The organism is Paraglaciecola mesophila KMM 241, assembly GCF_000315015.1.
Lineage (GTDB): Bacteria > Pseudomonadota > Gammaproteobacteria > Enterobacterales > Alteromonadaceae > Paraglaciecola > Paraglaciecola mesophila.
In genome coordinates this window covers 42938-59373 of the sequence record NZ_BAEP01000032.1, presented here as the reverse complement: position 1 = coordinate 59373, position 16436 = coordinate 42938, and the positions used below count along the sequence as shown (strand labels likewise).

Sequence of the window (16436 nt, the reverse complement as noted above, 5' to 3'; positions counted from 1 at the left end):
AAACCGTTTGTAGGCACTAAAGAATAAACTGTATTTACGAAAATAACGTCTGGAGTATGACCTGACGGGTATTAGCCGGATCGATGACCGCATCAATTTCAAGCACACTGGCTACTTCTGTAGCTTGACCATTTGCATATTGCTTAGCAACGAGTTTTTCAAATAACGCTTGGCGTGCGATAGGGTCATCTAGCGCCGCGAGTTCTTTACTGAACCCTAATTTAACGGCCCCTTCTAGGCCCATCCCGCCAAATTCTCCGCTAGGCCATGACAACATATAGTGAGGTTTCATGGTACTACCACCTAGCAACGCTTGAGCACCTAGGCCGTAACACTTGCGTATTGCCACAGCAACTAACGGCACAGTGAGCTTAGCACCAGAGGTAAACAACTTGGCTAACCTGCGCACGGCCCCGCGCTGTTCATGCTCAGGCCCCACCATAAAGCCTGGGGTATCACATAAACTCAACAACGGAATTGAGAAGCCATTGCAAAATTGCATAAACTCAGCCGCTTTCTCTCCGGCTTCTACGTCTATCGCTCCCCCGAGCACCTTACAATCACTCGCCAATATGCCAACGGGCCTGCCCTCGAGTCTTATAAAGCCGGTGATAATCGCTCCACCGAATTGGCGCTGTAACTCAGTAAAACTGTCGTTATCAGCCAGTATATCGATCGCTTTTCGCATATCGTACACAAAGCGGCGATCATCAGGCAGTACGTCTCGTAAACTGGTTTGCTGGGCGTCTTTCTCAGCCTGCTCTTGCTCTGAGTACGTGATAGCGCCTTGAAAATACCCCAAACAGCGTTTTGCTAGATAGGTGGCGTGAGCTTCATCGTCGGCAACTATGTCCACCACGCCATTTTTAGCTTGTGTTTCTATTGGGCCAATTTCTTTTGCATTGACCACGCCTAAGCCGCCACCTTCGATCATGGCCGGACCGGCCATTCCAATCCACGATCTTTTGGTTGCGATTCGAATATCTGCCGCACCAAACAATGCCGCATTGCCGGCAAAACAGTAACCATTAGCAACACTAATACGCGGTACAATACCACTTAATGCCGCCCAGCTTGAAAATGACGCGCACTGCAGTCCCGAATTAACTATGGTGATATCAGTATCACCGGGCCGCCCGCCACCGCCTTCGGTAAACATGATGACAGGAAGAGTCTGCTCTTGCGCCACAGCCAAAATACGGTCTAGCTTTTGATGGTGAAAGAACCCTTGGGTGCCTGCCAGCACGCTGTAGTCATTAACGATGAGCGCCGTTTTAAAACCTGCACTCGTTTCAACCAACGACAAAGTCTGACTATTGACCTTTCCCACACCTGTGATGATGCCATCAGCAGCGGTAGCCGTTTTCAATTCTTGATAATCTCGTCGCTGACGTTGCGCCGCTACGGCAAACTGGCCGTACTCCATAAAGTGAGCACCTTCACACAAATCATCAACGTTTTGCCGAGCGCTTCTAAAACCCAGTGCTTCTCGCTTGGCAATATGCTGACTTCGAGCTTCGTCCGATGTCATGGCTTGGCGAGCTTCAAAAGCAAGCAGCGCCTTGTGCGTGCTCGACATAGCACATGCTTCGATCTCTGAGGACGCCATTTGGGGCGTATCTTCAATTTCTAACAATATCTGTTTGGTTACCACTTCATCATCTATATTTACGTGCAGTCGTTTGATAACACCTGAATGCGTAGCCACCACAGGCAAAGCCGTTCCCATGACCTGCAAAGTCAACAACGGTTGACCTTGGGTAACGGTTTGCCCTTGGGCAATAGAAATGTTAGTTACAACAGCGATAGAACTGGCGGTAATAGTATGGGAATGGGACATAAGACTTCTTCAATAAAAGGTAAAAAACACTATAAAAGCGGGTGTAGGTAAATGGGAACCGCGCTTAATAGCAAGTTGATTTCCGGTGATTACATAACAAGGCAGTCATCAATCGCCTTCAAGTAAGTAACGTTCAGCGCGTTCGACTCGTCTAGGCTTTCCGCTGATCACCAGCACATCGCCTGCTCTTAGCACCATATTCATCGGGGGACTTTCCATTTCAATATTGTCCCTGCGCAGCCCTTTAATTTTTACTCCTGAGCGATTTACATTGAGATCAACTAAAGCTTTACCTGTTGCATAGGCGTTAGGCGCAACCACCACAGCATGTAAAAACTCTAACTTGTCTTGCTTTTCGTAACTCAATTCGGTGGTTTCGCCAGGGAAGAAACCGTGCATATTGCCATAGTGCCCCTTTCGCTCTTTGCGCACGCGCTTCAATATACGCGACATAGGGATCCCGGATAAATGCAAGACTTGGGAAACCAACATTAAGCTCCCTTCGAGAATTTCAGGTACTACCTGACTTGCTCCAGCCTTGTATAGCTCACTCATACGGTAATCTTTACGGGTACGTACCACTATCGGTAAATCAGGATACAAACTAGAAATGAGTTGGATAACCGCCATGGCTTTGTTGTGCTCATCAAACGTAATCAACACTAACTTAGCGCGCTCTATACCCACCGCCTTTAAGATATCGTTTTGCCGAACATCTCCAAAGTAGACTGGCTGGCCGGCACTTTGGCTCTCTTGCACGCGCACGGGATCAGCGTCGACCACTAAATAAGGGATCGCTTCGCTTTTAAGTAATCGACTCACTGACTGACCTACTCGGCCAAACCCCATGATGATCACATGGTCATGCATCAGTTCATGCTTTGCAGCAACCGAATCATTACCTTCGAATTCAACTGGGGGGGCATTCACCATACGCTTAGCGAAATCAGAACTACGGGTCACTAACCAAGGGGTCATTGCCATGCTCAATATCCCAATACTGAGGATCAACGAACCCACTTGAGTAGATAAAATATTGTGATCAACCGCTAAAGCAGCGATAACGAAACTGAACTCACCCATCTGACATAACTTAAAACCTGCAGCCCATGCATCTTCTTTGGGGACACCGAATAATCCACCGGCAAGACGAATAATGATGACCTTAATTAACAACATGGCAGCCAGCCCCAGCAGCGCCCAATGCCATTGAGCCAACAAATCTGTCAGGTTTAGGCGCATCCCAATGGTGATAAAGAACAGCCCCATCAAAATATCGCGAAACGGGCGAATATCCGCTTCTAGCTGATATTTATACTGGCTCTCGCCTAACATCATGCCGGCTAAAAATGCGCCTAGGGCCATCGACAACCCAAAAGAATACGTTAGACCGGCCGCCATTAACGCCACCAAAATAGTGGTTAATACGAACAACTCATCCGTGCGAGTTTGCGCGACTTCAGTAAAGACTCTTGGCAGGATCCATTTACCCACAGACATAAGAATGAAAACGACGACTATGCCCTTCACGATAGAAAGCGCTATCGCCATACTTAAGCTTTGCCCGCCGTCCATTGCCAAAAGAGGCACAACAATAAGTAAAGGCACAACGGCCAAATCTTGAAAAAGTAGAATACTGACCGCCATTTGGGCGCGAGATGTATTTAAGATCCCCATGTCATTTGTTTGCTTAATAACAATGGCTGTAGACGATAGCGCAACAATACTCCCGACTATAATGGCAGCAGGTAGCCCTACACCTAAGAGCATGCTAATCCCCATAAAAGCAAGAGTAGTCAGCAGCATTTGGCCTAAGCCCACACCAAACACCATTTGGCGCATGGCGATCATTTTAGGCAGGGAGAATTCCAAACCAAGAGAGAAAAGCAAAAACACCACCCCGAGCTCGGCAAATGTTTGCATGTCTTCAGGATGTTCAAATAAAGCGAGTAAATCGGGGCCTGCGAGGATCCCGCAAAAGAGGTACGCTAAAATAGGCGGCAAATTTATGCGTTTAAATAACCAGACACTGGCCACCGCCACCGCCATCAAGATTAAAATATTTGCAAAAATCCCATGCATTACAAGGGTTACCACCTCTTAGCTAAATCAATTACATTTTTGGGCATGAATACTGCTTAGTACTCACCGTTATCGTAATCGGTGCGCTATTTTTAGCGAAAACGCCAATATTTTGGCAGGAGTCAATAGTGGAACAACTCAATCAACTTTATGAACAACATGTGGGTGAAAATGTGTTTAATCCGAGCCATTACGCGCCGGTTTTAAATCAACATGAGCTCAGTGCGTTCTTTCAAAAGTGGTTAACCACCATTGACCTAGCTGTTCTCAGCGAGTTGTTTTTCCAACAACTGCAAAATACGTTACCTCTGTGCGGATTAAAAATCCAGTGGAATCACAGTGATATCACCCACGGTACACTCACCAGTCAACCCTATAATAAGCGCTTAGCGGTGCGTCAAGGGGACGAAGAAATCGCCATGATCCACTATTCATTGTCTCGCACTTTGGCCGTGCGTGAATGGCAAATTCTACAACAATTGCACATGCTGTTTAAGAACCCCCTAAAAAACGGTTTAGAGTACGAGCGCATTAAATTGGCCGCCACCCGAGATAACCTGACGGGACTGGGAAATCGCAGCAATTTCGATGACACCATGCACCGTTTATTCAGCCAGGCGAAACGCCAACCTTGTCAGTTCGCTTTACTGGTTATTGATCTTGATAAATTTAAACAGGTGAATGATCAATTTGGTCATTCACAAGGGGACAAAATACTCGTCACCTGTGCTGAGACAATCTCAGCTTGTTTGCGAGATACTGACTTTGCCTTTCGTTTCGGTGGCGACGAGTTTTGCTGCCTGTTAACCGACACGTGCATAGATTCCTGCCAGCAAATAACCCAACGTATTCAGCTGGCCTTTAAAGAAGATAGTCTGCTTGCTCAGCACAGCATTAGTTGCAGTATTGGTAGTGCCATTTATCAAGACGATGACACACAGCACAGCCTTTTTATGCGCGCAGATGCCGCCATGTACCGCAATAAAAAGTAGCCCGTTATAGCTATATCAAACCTTCTTAGCTACATTAAAGGTTGGTGTTATTAAACGCGCTGCAATACACAAGCGCCACTTCACATTCTGAATAGATATCCATGCCCAAAAAAGTGATTGAGCTTATTCATCGTTCATTATAACGTTGGGTATATAACAACAAGATAGAAATGAGCATCGTTAAATGGATTTAGTTTGATTAAGATCCCCCCGCAGCCACCTGTTAAAGAACTGAATGTTTTGGTTATTGATGGGCAATCACTTGTACAAGATACGATAAAATCTGCTTTTCTCGAACTGGGCATCGAAAACGTTCGTTGTGCTCAAAATGCTTTCTATGCTCTACGTCTTTGCGAACATATTTCTTTCGATATCATTCTCGTGGCGTTTGATGTGCGCAGCGATAAAGATGGGTTTAACCTACTCGAAGAAATGCGCTTCAAAGGGTATATCGCCAAGACTACCAGCGTTGTCTTTCTCAGCGCTGACACATCTGCCGAACTCGTTAATTGCGTGATAGAATTACAACCAGATGATTTCTGGGTTAAGCCGTTGGACAAGTCCCGAGTGGCACAACGGATCAACTATATTTTGAAAGTCAAAAGTCAGTTGTATCGTTTGAATTATTGCTTCGACCAAGAAGAATACCCAAGCGCCATATACCTTGCCCAGCGTCAGCTACAAGACGCATCTTTAGCCCAGTATTATCCTCAAATTAATCGCTTGATCGGTCGTTGTTTATTTAATTTGCAAGAATATGCTGATGCAGAGGCATTTTATCGGCAATTGCTCACGCAATATGATTATGGCTGGGTTGTCGTAGGGCTATTAAGGACACTACTCAAGCAAGATAAAATTGAACAAGCAATGACCCTTGCAGATGATTTGTTAGAGCGAGATGACGCACGTTTCGCCACCTATGACACACTTACCGAGTACTACATCGATAAAGAGAATTACGAGAAAGGCTACGAGCTTATTAAAGAAGCGAGTAAACTGGCGCCGCGCAATATACAGCGTCATCGTAAAGCGTGGGATTTAGCTCGATTAAATCATGATCCTTTTGGCCAATACACTGCCACGCAGAATATGGCGAAATACGCTAAAAACTCTATCCACGACACGCCTGACTTACAGCTCAATGTTATCCGTTCAGGTATTGATTTAGCCAGCACGGTTTCTAGCACGCAAGCGCAAAAGTTATTAGCTGAGATGGAACGAAAAGTCACAAAATTTCAGCAAGATTTTACTCACGTTAACGACTTCAAAAGCCAGTTAACGGTTTTACAAGCTCGTTTGCTGACCTTGGGAGACAACAAAAAGCAAGCCGAAGAGTTGATGCAAACTCAAGGCGAAGTCAATAGCTGGCACTCCGTTGAAGATAACTTAGACAAGGTAAAGGCGTTTCACGAAGTCGGCCAACGAGAGCAGTCTTTGGCGATCCTAGACCGAATGAAAGAACAAATTCATGGCAATGAGTTTGCCAATCAAGTCATGTCTGAATATATTGATCAAGAACGTGTTGAACGTAGCGAAATTCATCACAACCCCAAAGAGCTCGCTGAAATGGCTTCTATTCATTATAAAAATAAACGCTTTGCACCTGCTTATAAGCTGTTAACTCAGGCGATGCAACTCGCCCCCAAAAACCCGAATATTGGTCTGAGTCTACTTAAGGTGTTAGCGAGAATAGCCCAAGATGAAGGCTTAAATGAAGAACAAAACAGCGGTTTAAAACACTGTAAATTGCTACTGAAAACAGCTGAGCTCACTGCCCAGCAAAAGCTTAAGCAAGCGCAATATATTGACGCTATCAGTCAGCACAATACATCGCGCTCATAAGTTCAAGGCAATTTAAGATAAGCTGTTGGGTGACAATGTTACGTCAAACACAGTCCAACATTGTAAGGAGCTTATTCATTAGTGGAACTCAATTCTTATGACAATACTATCTTCCACCGTTTCCTTGGAAATGCTGTTAGCCGTTGTGGATAACGGCGGCTTTAGTGCCGCGGCAACTCAACTCGATGTTCAGGTTGCGCGCGTTTCAAGGGCGATCGCAAAGCTCGAACAAGATCTTGATTGTACCTTACTCAATCGCACAACACGGCGAGTAGAGTTAACCCAAGAAGGTGTATTTTTCGTCAACGAAGTGCGCGCTAGCCTTCAGCAATTAAGTCACGCGGAGTCAAGACTTCGCGAGCTAAAGAAAACGCCCACTGGCACTTTGAGAATCGATGCGGCATCACCTTTTATGCTCCATCAAATCGTTCCTCTGATGGCTGGGTTTCGCAAAGCCTATCCACTTATTGATCTGGAATTAATTTCTAATGAAAGCATTATTGATTTAATAGAAAAACGAACCGATGTGGCCATCCGGATTGGTCAATTAGAAGATTCTAATCTGCACGCTAGGCTGTTAGGTCACAGTAAGCTGCATATCGTTGCAAGCCCTGATTATCTTCAAAGTTTGGCCTTCCCGGTGACGTTAGAAACCCTTAAAGATTGCAGTATTATCGGCTTCGCCTCTTCAAGCACTTTGAATAACTGGCCTATGAAACAGGTTCTGTCACCGCCCCTGAAACCATCAATTTTAGGCAGTAGCGGTGAAACCATCCGCCAATTATGCTTGCAAGGTAACGGCATTGCACTGTTATCTGATTTTATGGTTGCCAAGGATATAAGTGAAGATAACTTGGTGAGCCTACTAGAAGGCAGTGTGAGTAGCCCGCATCCGCGAGAGCAGATCAATGCGGTTTATTACAAAAACAGCGCATTATCTTCTCGTATCAGTGCTTTTTTAGATTACATTCAAGACAAGCTAACACTGTAAAGCAGCCCTAATGAAGCTCAGTGCTTATCAAAAAAGTCTTTGTTTCGTATGTACTTGTGCATGTAGTGATAAGAAATAGGAGAGATAAGCCAGCTGGTAAGTGTCTTATATAATCGCACTGACGGCCGTATGTTTTCGTATATACGCTCGTTATGCAGCCAAAGGTTGCGCCCCACATGTTTGAATATACCCGGCAGAGGCGGTAAAAACGTTATAATGTCCAGATCGCAGCAAATGCGATATGTACGGCGGTGCAACATGTAATGCTTATTAAAGCTTCTAAATCCGGTAGATGGCTGTCCGAACGTCACGACTCTGCGCACAGGGGAGTCAAAGTGCCGCTCAAGCCAATCTGCGGTCAGAATAGCCATTGCTCCACCAGATGAGTGGCCAGTTAAACTAACTCGCTTACCGCTCGCGATTAACGGCGCCAGTACCTTTTCAATCTGCTGATAAATGCTCAGCGCTTCGGCTTCTGGCTCAGCCCCTGCCACCTTTTGATTTAACAGTCTATCGTAACCGTAATGAATGTAATAAACGGTCTTGTCGAAACGCTTGCGCTTTGGGAAGCAACACAAGTTTGTAAGCCAGTCGCTCAGGACTTGAGAGCCGCGAAAAACAACGATCACTTCTTTCTTTTTGTCTTGCCACAAAATACGCGCCAATACATGCCCCTGCCTGTTTTTAATGGCAACGTGGCCGTTCTCTGAGAATCCTAATTCCACATGATCAAAGGTTTTTGGATAAGCCAATTTGCACAACACTGCGTAGCGTTCGTATTGGTAGCGTTTGAGTTTTTTCAATCAATAAAAAGGCGTTAGTGGGTCAATGCCTGCAGGCTACCCGTGTATTGTGACACTCCCGTGACTCAGAGCGCCAATTGTGTATCCAATTGTTATGAATTAAAAGTACGAATAAATGGATAGGCTGAATTCAAAAACGGCGGGCTTGCCATTTTTCACTCTATTTTTGGTATGTTAGGGTGCCTGATGAATCCAACTTATTCTGGGTTGCTGTTTTGTGCCCATTCGATTTTCCAGCAACAAAGCGACCGTTTATCAGTAAGCCAATGATCTGCTCGCCCTGCCTGATGATGGCAATATTCGCACGCTCCCAAGGAGGTATCTTCCATTCTTTGAACCATTGCTTTAAAGGCTTAGATTGAGGTGCATCTTGCGGTGTGAAGCGCTGAGAAAAACCGCCAAAGACCACGCTTATCGGGCCAATATCAAGATCGTTTATGTTGAGACTGACATCGCTGACTTCGGATAATTGCCCACGTCTTAGCGCTACTTCCCCTAAGGATAAGGGTAATTTTTGAACGTCAGGTGGCTGTATAAATGTTTCACATGGACTCACCTGTTCAGGAATGGCTATCACGTAAAGTGCATTTTCAAAGCGCCTGAACTGCCATTTCTGCCACTGTATCACTGGGCTAGCATCTTGCGCGGCTAACAGTAGCTCTTTGCTTAACTGTGCTAATATTGCCCGGCTTGGGCTGAGAATATTCTGGGTATCTAGCCACATACGCACCACTTGCAAACGCCATGGCTCAGTTAACGCCAATAGAAGCTCAACAGATAGGGTGTTGTTGGGGTTAAGCAGCGAGTGTAGTTTTTCTTGTGTTACCTCATCTAATAACGCTTGCTGCTGTGCACACAGCAAAGCGCTGCGAGAAACCGAACGAGCGAAATGTGGCCAACGCTGATTTAATAACGGGCTAACGTCACGGCGAATAAAATTACGCTCAAAGTCGATATTCTGATTAGACTCATCTTCTTGCCACACCAGTGCGTGTTCATCAGCATAACGATGAATTTGTCCTTGGCTTATCTCCAACAAAGGTCTGAAAAAGTGTACTTTCTCTTGATGTCCCGAAGGTTTAGCGCGAGAAAAACACCGCCCCATGCCGCTTAAGCCTTTTGGGCCAGCGCCACGTTTTAGCTGCAGTAATACGGTTTCTAACTGGTCGTCTTGATGCTGTGCTAACATTACCACGCTGCCTGGCGGCGCTATTTCAACTAACTTGGCATAACGAGCATCTCTTGCTTGGGCCTCTATCCCTTTTCCGCTAGCTACATCAACAAATACCTTCGCGCTATCAAACTCGACCTCAAGCTCCCCGCACACAGTTTCACAGTGCTGCTGCCATTTATCAGCATTATCACTCAGCCCGTGATGTATATAGAGAGCACTTAATTGAAACGAGGAAATATGAGCATGTTTTAACTGCCACAAAGCATGTAATAGCACATGAGAGTCAATGCCGGCACTGTAAGCAATAACAATGTGTAAGGGAGATGGGTGGGAGCGTTTCAGTGCAGATACTTGCGCTGCTAAATGGTCGAGTAAAGACATATCTGCCAACGGGTTGCTAACAACGTCAGCGCGAGTACGTAATTGTAAAAGCGCTGAACATAAACAGCCTGCTTACACAGGCAGCTAATCAATTTTTTAACAGTAACCAAACGACATGAGTCGCTCGTAGCGTTGATCGAGTAACTCTTCAACAGACAAGCTTTTCAGTTGAGCGAGTTGCTGTTTAATGGTCGCTTTCAGATTCGCTGCAGCAACGTCATGATCACGATGCGCGCCACCTAATGGCTCTTCCACTATACTGTTGATCAAACCTAGTTCCTTAATTTGACCGGCGGCAACACCCATTGCTTCTGCAGCTAACGGGGCTTTGTCAGCGCTTTTCCAAAGGATTGACGCACAGCCTTCAGGAGAAATAACGGAATAGGTACTGTACTGCAACATATTGACGCGATCGCCAACACCAATTGCCAATGCGCCACCAGAGCCACCTTCCCCTATAACGGTGCAGATAATAGGTACTTTAAGTCCTGCCATCACTTTTAAGTTTCGGGCAATGGCTTCACTTTGACCGCGCTCTTCAGCGCCCACACCAGGATAAGCACCTGGAGTGTCGATAAAAGTAATGATCGGTAAATTAAAACGCTCTGCCATTTCCATTAAACGCAACGCTTTACGATAGCCTTCAGGTTTAGGCATACCAAAGTTACGTTTGATTTTCTCTTTGGTATCGCGGCCTTTTTGATGTCCAATGACCATAATAGGCTGCTCATCTAACATGGCTAAGCCACCGATGATTGCTTTGTCATCGGCGAAAGCGCGATCACCTGCCAACTCATCAAACTCGCTAAAAATACGGGGGATATAATCCAAGGTATATGGGCGCATTGGGTGACGCGCAAGTTGAGATACTTGCCATGCCCCTAAGTCTGCGAATATTTTTTTGCTCATTTCCGCGCTTTTCTCACGCAGTTTTGTGATTTCTTCCTCGATACTAATATCGAATTCACCGCCTTGATTAACCAAACGCAACCCTTCAATCTTTGCTTCGAGATCAGCGATTGGTTTTTCGAAATCCAAAAAGTTCAAGCTCATTCCACACCTAATTTGTTTATTCGTGAACAGATGTTATATCTGTCAAAATCAATGAAACACCAGCTCTACATGCTCTTTACCGAACTGCTGCTGTAATTCAAAAAGTAACTGGTCCTCAGGAGTAACATACCACTGGGCACCTAATGCTAATGTTACCTCGGCATCCGGATGCACAACATGGGCTTGTACCGGACAGCTTCCGCCTTGATAAGGCGCTAATATTGCTTGCAGTTTAGCGAGTGTTGAGGCATTACACCAGCTCGATTCAAACTGCATACTTAACCATTTTGCGTTCTTTTCCCTCGCCTGAACTATGTCCATTGCGTCGCGGGCGCCTATTGTATTGCCCCCGGAAAATTCATCAAAGCTGACCTGTCCACTTACCACCAATATTCGGTCAGATTGCAGTATTTCCTCGTATTGTTCAAACAGATCGGGGAAAAAACGTACATCTATCCTAGCACTTTTATCATCTAATGTGACAATGCCCCAACGTCGACCTCGTTTATTGGTCATCACCCGCACACCAATGACTAATCCTACCGCATAAGATACGACGTCTTTATGAGTCGGTTTGAGATCTATTAGGCGACCAGTACAGTAATGTTTGATCTCTTGGGCATATTGGTTAATTGGGTGTCCCGTTAGGTAAAGCCCTAATGTGACCTTTTCGCCGTCTAACCAGACTTTCTCAGACCAAGGAGGCACTTTAGCAAACGCTTGCTCTACTTGCTCAGGCTCAGTGGTTAGCAGGCCAAACATATCACTTTGCCCGTGGGCTTCGGCTTTAGCGTGTTGATCTGCCGCAGATATTGCTTCCGGTAAGGTGGCCATAATAGACGCTCGATGCGGCCCAAGGTTGTCCAGTGCGCCAGCGTAAACGAGTTTTTCAAGCACGCGCTTATTGATCCGCTTAGTATCCACTTTTGCACAGAAATCGAATAAATCTGTGAATTTTTCGTGGTTTTCTCGCGCTTCAATGATCGCTGCAATTGGTCCTTCGCCTACGCCCTTGATTGCCCCGATGCCATAAACAATTCGCCCTTCACTATCAACGGTAAATTTGTAACTACCTGCATTGACATCTGGTGGCAATAAGGTGATTCCCATCCGCTGACATTCGTCGACTAAGGTCACGATTTTATCTGTGTTATCCATATCAGCGGACATTACCGCCGCCATAAATTCAGCAGGATAATGGGTTTTTAACCAAAGGGTTTGATAAGAGACCAGTGCATAAGCAGCAGAGTGAGATTTGTTAAATCCATAACCAGCGAACTTTTCTACCAGATCGAAAATTTTGATCGCCAACTCAGGGTCAATGTTATTGTTTTTGGCACCGGTCTCAAATGATTCTCGCTGCTTGGCCATTTCTTCGGGCTTTTTCTTACCCATTGCGCGGCGAAGTAAATCTGCCCCACCTAAGCTATACCCAGACATTTCCTGAGCAATTTGCATAACTTGTTCTTGATACAAGATAATGCCGTACGTCGGCTCTAGGATTTCTTTCAGGCACTCATGTTGGTATGTGGCATCTGGGTATGAAATCGCTTCTCGACCATGTTTACGGTCGATAAAGTTGTCCACCATGCCTGATTGCAAAGGACCCGGTCTAAATAGAGCCACCAACGCGATAATATCTTCAAAGCTATCTGGTCGAAGTCGTTTGATCAAATCCTTCATACCGCGGGATTCAAGCTGGAAAACGGCTGTGGTTTCTGAGCGCTGTAATAGTTTAAAGGATTTCTTGTCATCCATCGGAATGGCCAAGATATCTATATCGACACCTTTACCGGCGGAGATCATATCGATGGCCCACTGAATAATGGTCAGTGTACGCAAGCCCAAGAAATCGAACTTAACCAGACCTGCCGTTTCAACGTCGTTTTTATCAAATTGCGTGACGGGGTTTTTCCCCTCGTCATCACAATATAAGGGTGCGAAATCGGTAATTTTGTCCGGGGCGATAACCACACCACCGGCGTGTTTACCCGCGTTACGAGTTACCCCTTCAAGAATTCGCGCCATATCGATGAGATCTTTGACTTCTTCATCGTAGGCGTAAAGCTCCGGTAATCGCGGCTCTTCTTCAAATGCTTTGGTTAACGTCATACCCGGCGTAGGTGGAATAAGCTTCGAAATACGATCAACGAAGCCGTAAGGGTGACCCAAAACTCGCCCCACATCGCGCACAACAGCCTTCGCGGCCATGGTACCAAATGTGATAATTTGCGATACCGCATCACGGCCGTACATTTCAGCAACGTGATCAATCACTTCGTCTCGTCTGTCCATACAGAAATCGACGTCGAAATCCGGCATGGAAACCCGTTCAGGGTTCAAGAATCGCTCGAACAGCAAATCAAATTCCAGCGGATCCAAATCCGTGATCCCCAGCGCATAAGCTACCAGTGAACCAGCACCTGACCCTCGTCCTGGGCCCACTGGGATACCGTTATCTTTACTCCACTGGATAAATTCCATTACGATCAAGAAATAACCGGGGAATCCCATTTGGTTGATGACCACCAACTCTATTTTTAATCGTTCATCGTATTCTGGGCGTTTGGCAAGGCGTTCTTCCTCATCAGGGAAAAGAAACGCTAAGCGTTTTTCTAAGCCCTCTTCAGATACCTTCACTAAAAAGTCCGCGATAGACATATCGCCGGTAGGGAAATCTGGTAGAAAATAAGTACCTAATAGTACTGATACATTACAACGCTTGGCGATCTCAACTGTGTTCTCAATCGCTTGGGGAATATCGGCAAATAGATCACACATTTCCTCGCTGGTGCGCATGTATTGTTGTTCACTGTACAACTTAGGACGACGTGGATCGTTCAGTGTGTAACCATCGTGAATGGCCACGCGGATTTCGTGCGCTTCAAAGTTATCAGGTGAGATAAAGCACACTTCGTTTGTCGCCACTACGGGCAAGTCGTGTTGCCCTGCCCACTCCACCGCTCGGTGGATATAGTCTTCTTCGCCTAAGCGCCCTGTGCGTGTTAATTCTAAATAAAAACGATCAGGAAAATGCTGCTGGTAAAAGGTGGTAGCCTTTTCAGCTAAGCCTACATTACCTTTGGTTAAATAAACGCCTAAGTCGCCCATGCGGCCACCAGAGAGGATAATTACCCCTTCACTGTGCTCAACCAACCACTCTTGATCTATAACGGCTTTGTCTTGCACACTGCCGCGCAGATACGCTTTAGAGATGAGCAAGGTGATATTTTTGTAGCCCTTGTTATTAGCGGCCAACAACGTCAAGCGAAAGACATGATCTTCTAGGGCATCTGACTGCACCCAGAAGTCCGTTCCAATAATGGGTTTAATGCCGTTTGAATGGGCCTGCTCATAAAATTTAACCAAGCCGCACATGTTCATCTGATCGGTTAACGCAACCGCAGGCATATTGAGTGATTTTACATGGGCAATAAGCGGTTTTACTTTATTCAAACCGTCTAGCATTGAATAGTCGCTGTGGACTCTCAAGTGTACAAATTTACAATCAGACATTTAGTTTCCTGCCAACTGCCCGCCACGCTGTATTAACGATAATTGCACGGGTTTGAAGCTCATTCGGTACTGAGATAAAGGGCCAAATTCAGCCAGTTTTTCTAGGTGCGCTTTTGTGGGGTAACCCTTATGCTGAGCGAAACCGTACTCAGGGTGAGCATTATGTAACTCGCTCATTTCTGCATCTCTGGTCACTTTAGCAATAATCGAAGCCGCTGAAATTTCAGCAAACAGGCTATCACCTTTTACCACAGCTTCACTGGCATAATCCCAATGAGGACATCGATTGCCGTCTACGCGCACAAACGTGGGCTGAGTTGCTAGCCCTTGTACTGCTCGCTTCATAGCCAGCATGGTGGCATGCAGGATATTTAACTCGTCAATCTCTTGCGGTGACGCTCTTCCCACACTGACCGCTAACGCGTTTTGCATAATGATATCAAACAGGGCGAGGCGCTTTTTCTCTGATATTTTTTTTGAATCTGCTAACCCGTCAATTGGCTTAGCAGGATCAAGGATAACAGCGGCGGTTACCACATCGCCCACCAAGGGGCCGCGTCCAACTTCATCGACACCTGCAATTAACTGGGTCATTACTTGCTCTCTTGATTGGGTGCTATCAGCGATAACACCGCTTTGGCTGCTTGTGCGTCTGCATCTTGCTTGAGTAACCCATGAAGTTCAGTAAAGCGGGCGACTAACGCTGCTTTCTCACCTTCATTCTGGTTAAAGTAGTGCAATAATTTGCTAGCAATATTCTGAGGGTTAACGTCTTCTTGCAATAATTCGGGGACTAACTCTTCATCCGCTAAAATATTCGGTAATGCAAAATATTTAGCAATATATAAGCGCTTCATCATTTGGTGGGTCAGCCAGCTCATACGATATGCCACCACCATAGGGCGTTTGCATAGCATGGCCTCTAGCGTCGCTGTACCCGACGCTAGCAATACAGCGTCAGAAGCGGTCATCACTTCACGAGCATGGCCGATAACCACTCGATAATTTACGTCAACCAAATGCTCTCGCATATAGTCTTCGACTTGACGTTTGCGCTCTTTGTTTACCACTGGGATGAGTACACATAAATCGCTTACGTCTTTGGACAACAGCTCTGCGCTTTGCATAAAAATATCGAGCAGCAAGCTCACTTCACTGTGGCGACTACCAGGCAACAAGGCTAATACTCGCTCGTCTGGGTGTACTTTTAATGCTCTACGTGCAGCGCCTTTATCAGGCACTAAGGGGATGCCATCGGCCATGGTATGGCCCACAAATTGGCATGGGATATTATGCTTATCGTAGACCTGCTTCTCAAACGGAAACAAACTCAAAACCAGATCGGTTGCTTTAGCGATATTGAACACGCGCTTCTCGCGCCAAGCCCAAACTGTAGGGCTGACGTAATGCACAGTTTTAATACCCGCTTTTTTAAGAGGTAACTCTAAACGTAAGTTGAAATCTGGGGCATCAACGCCGATAAAAATATCTGGGGGATTGGCGATAAAATGTTGATATAAACTTTTGCGAACGAACAACAATCTTCGAATACGCGATAACACTTCAACGAGTCCCATCACAGATAATTCTTCCATGTCGAATATCGTTGTACATCCTTGCGCTTGCATGCGTGGGCCGGCTATCCCTTCAAAAATGGCATTGGGATATTGCTGCTTAATACTGCTGATTAATCCGGCGGCTAGTATATCGCCGGATGTTTCACCGGCAACTATTCCTACTCTAATGGCTTTTTCGCTCATGA

The 16436-nt window shown here is 45.8% G+C and carries 11 protein-coding genes; 3 read left to right on the top strand and 8 right to left on the bottom strand.

The window, feature by feature from the left end:
- Positions 1-34: 34 nt before the first annotated feature.
- Together GMES_RS07990 and GMES_RS07985 are read right to left on the bottom strand one after the other, a co-directional pair.
- On the bottom strand, positions 35-1840 hold the full coding sequence (locus GMES_RS07990) for a carboxyl transferase domain-containing protein (protein WP_006992128.1): 1806 nt from the start codon (positions 1838-1840) through the stop codon (positions 35-37).
- A 108-nt stretch (positions 1841-1948) separates the two neighbouring features.
- On the bottom strand, positions 1949-3922 hold the full coding sequence (locus GMES_RS07985) for a monovalent cation:proton antiporter family protein (RefSeq protein ID WP_006992127.1): 1974 nt from the start codon (positions 3920-3922) through the stop codon (positions 1949-1951).
- Positions 3923-4050: 128 nt separating this feature from the next.
- Here GMES_RS07985 and GMES_RS07980 point away from each other — a divergent pair, with 128 nt between their 5' ends.
- The 3 genes from GMES_RS07980 (at position 4051) to GMES_RS07970 (ending at position 7747) form a co-directional block, all read left to right on the top strand.
- Positions 4051-4914, top strand: coding sequence for a GGDEF domain-containing protein (locus tag GMES_RS07980; RefSeq protein ID WP_006992126.1), 864 nt, complete (start codon positions 4051-4053; stop codon positions 4912-4914).
- Between the two features lie 195 nt (positions 4915-5109).
- Positions 5110-6756 (top strand): response regulator, encoded by a 1647-nt coding sequence (locus GMES_RS07975; RefSeq protein WP_052013396.1) that lies wholly within the window; start codon positions 5110-5112, stop codon positions 6754-6756.
- A 97-nt stretch (positions 6757-6853) separates the two neighbouring features.
- Complete coding sequence (locus tag GMES_RS07970) at positions 6854-7747, top strand: LysR family transcriptional regulator (protein ID WP_006992124.1); 894 nt, start codon at positions 6854-6856, stop codon at positions 7745-7747.
- Positions 7748-7764: 17 nt separating this feature from the next.
- Here the strand turns inward: GMES_RS07970 and GMES_RS07965 are convergent, their stop codons facing one another.
- The 6 genes from GMES_RS07965 to lpxB form a co-directional block, all read right to left on the bottom strand.
- Entirely contained in the window at positions 7765-8550 is a 786-nt protein-coding gene (locus GMES_RS07965) for a lipase family protein (protein ID WP_006992123.1), read from the bottom strand.
- Between the two features lie 160 nt (positions 8551-8710).
- The gene (gene tilS / locus GMES_RS07960) at positions 8711-10105 is read right to left on the bottom strand and encodes a tRNA lysidine(34) synthetase TilS (protein ID WP_006992122.1); all 1395 of its coding nucleotides are present in this window, start codon (positions 10103-10105) and stop codon (positions 8711-8713) included.
- Positions 10106-10201: 96 nt separating this feature from the next.
- Positions 10202-11158 carry an acetyl-CoA carboxylase carboxyl transferase subunit alpha gene (gene accA, locus GMES_RS07955; protein ID WP_006992121.1) on the bottom strand — a complete coding sequence of 319 codons (957 nt, stop codon included), beginning with the start codon at positions 11156-11158 and terminating at the stop codon, positions 10202-10204.
- 48 nt (positions 11159-11206) lie between these two features.
- Positions 11207-14674 (bottom strand): DNA polymerase III subunit alpha, encoded by a 3468-nt coding sequence (gene dnaE / locus GMES_RS07950; RefSeq protein WP_039986907.1) that lies wholly within the window; start codon positions 14672-14674, stop codon positions 11207-11209.
- On the bottom strand, positions 14675-15268 hold the full coding sequence (rnhB, locus tag GMES_RS07945) for a ribonuclease HII (protein WP_006992119.1): 594 nt from the start codon (positions 15266-15268) through the stop codon (positions 14675-14677). It lies immediately after the preceding gene.
- Positions 15268-16434 carry a lipid-A-disaccharide synthase gene (gene lpxB, locus GMES_RS07940; RefSeq protein ID WP_006992118.1) on the bottom strand — a complete coding sequence of 389 codons (1167 nt, stop codon included), beginning with the start codon at positions 16432-16434 and terminating at the stop codon, positions 15268-15270. Before lpxB ends, rnhB begins: the two co-directional genes overlap by 1 nt.
- Between the last annotated feature and the right edge of the window lie 2 nt (positions 16435-16436).

What these genes read in the sequence shown, in the direction of transcription:
- GMES_RS07990 (WP_006992128.1), bottom strand. Translation starts at nt 1,840, where the DNA reads ATGTCCCATTCCCATACTATTACCGCCAGTTCTATCGCTGTTGTAACT.
- GMES_RS07985 (WP_006992127.1), bottom strand. Translation starts at nt 3,922, where the DNA reads ATGCATGGGATTTTTGCAAATATTTTAATCTTGATGGCGGTGGCGGTG.
- GMES_RS07970 (WP_006992124.1), top strand. Translation starts at nt 6,854, where the DNA reads ATGACAATACTATCTTCCACCGTTTCCTTGGAAATGCTGTTAGCCGTT.
- tilS (WP_006992122.1), bottom strand. Translation starts at nt 10,105, where the DNA reads ATGTCTTTACTCGACCATTTAGCAGCGCAAGTATCTGCACTGAAACGC.
- accA (WP_006992121.1), bottom strand. Translation starts at nt 11,158, where the DNA reads ATGAGCTTGAACTTTTTGGATTTCGAAAAACCAATCGCTGATCTCGAA.
- dnaE (WP_039986907.1), bottom strand. Translation starts at nt 14,674, where the DNA reads ATGTCTGATTGTAAATTTGTACACTTGAGAGTCCACAGCGACTATTCA.
- rnhB (WP_006992119.1), bottom strand. Translation starts at nt 15,268, where the DNA reads ATGACCCAGTTAATTGCAGGTGTCGATGAAGTTGGACGCGGCCCCTTG.
- lpxB (WP_006992118.1), bottom strand. Translation starts at nt 16,434, where the DNA reads ATGAGCGAAAAAGCCATTAGAGTAGGAATAGTTGCCGGTGAAACATCC.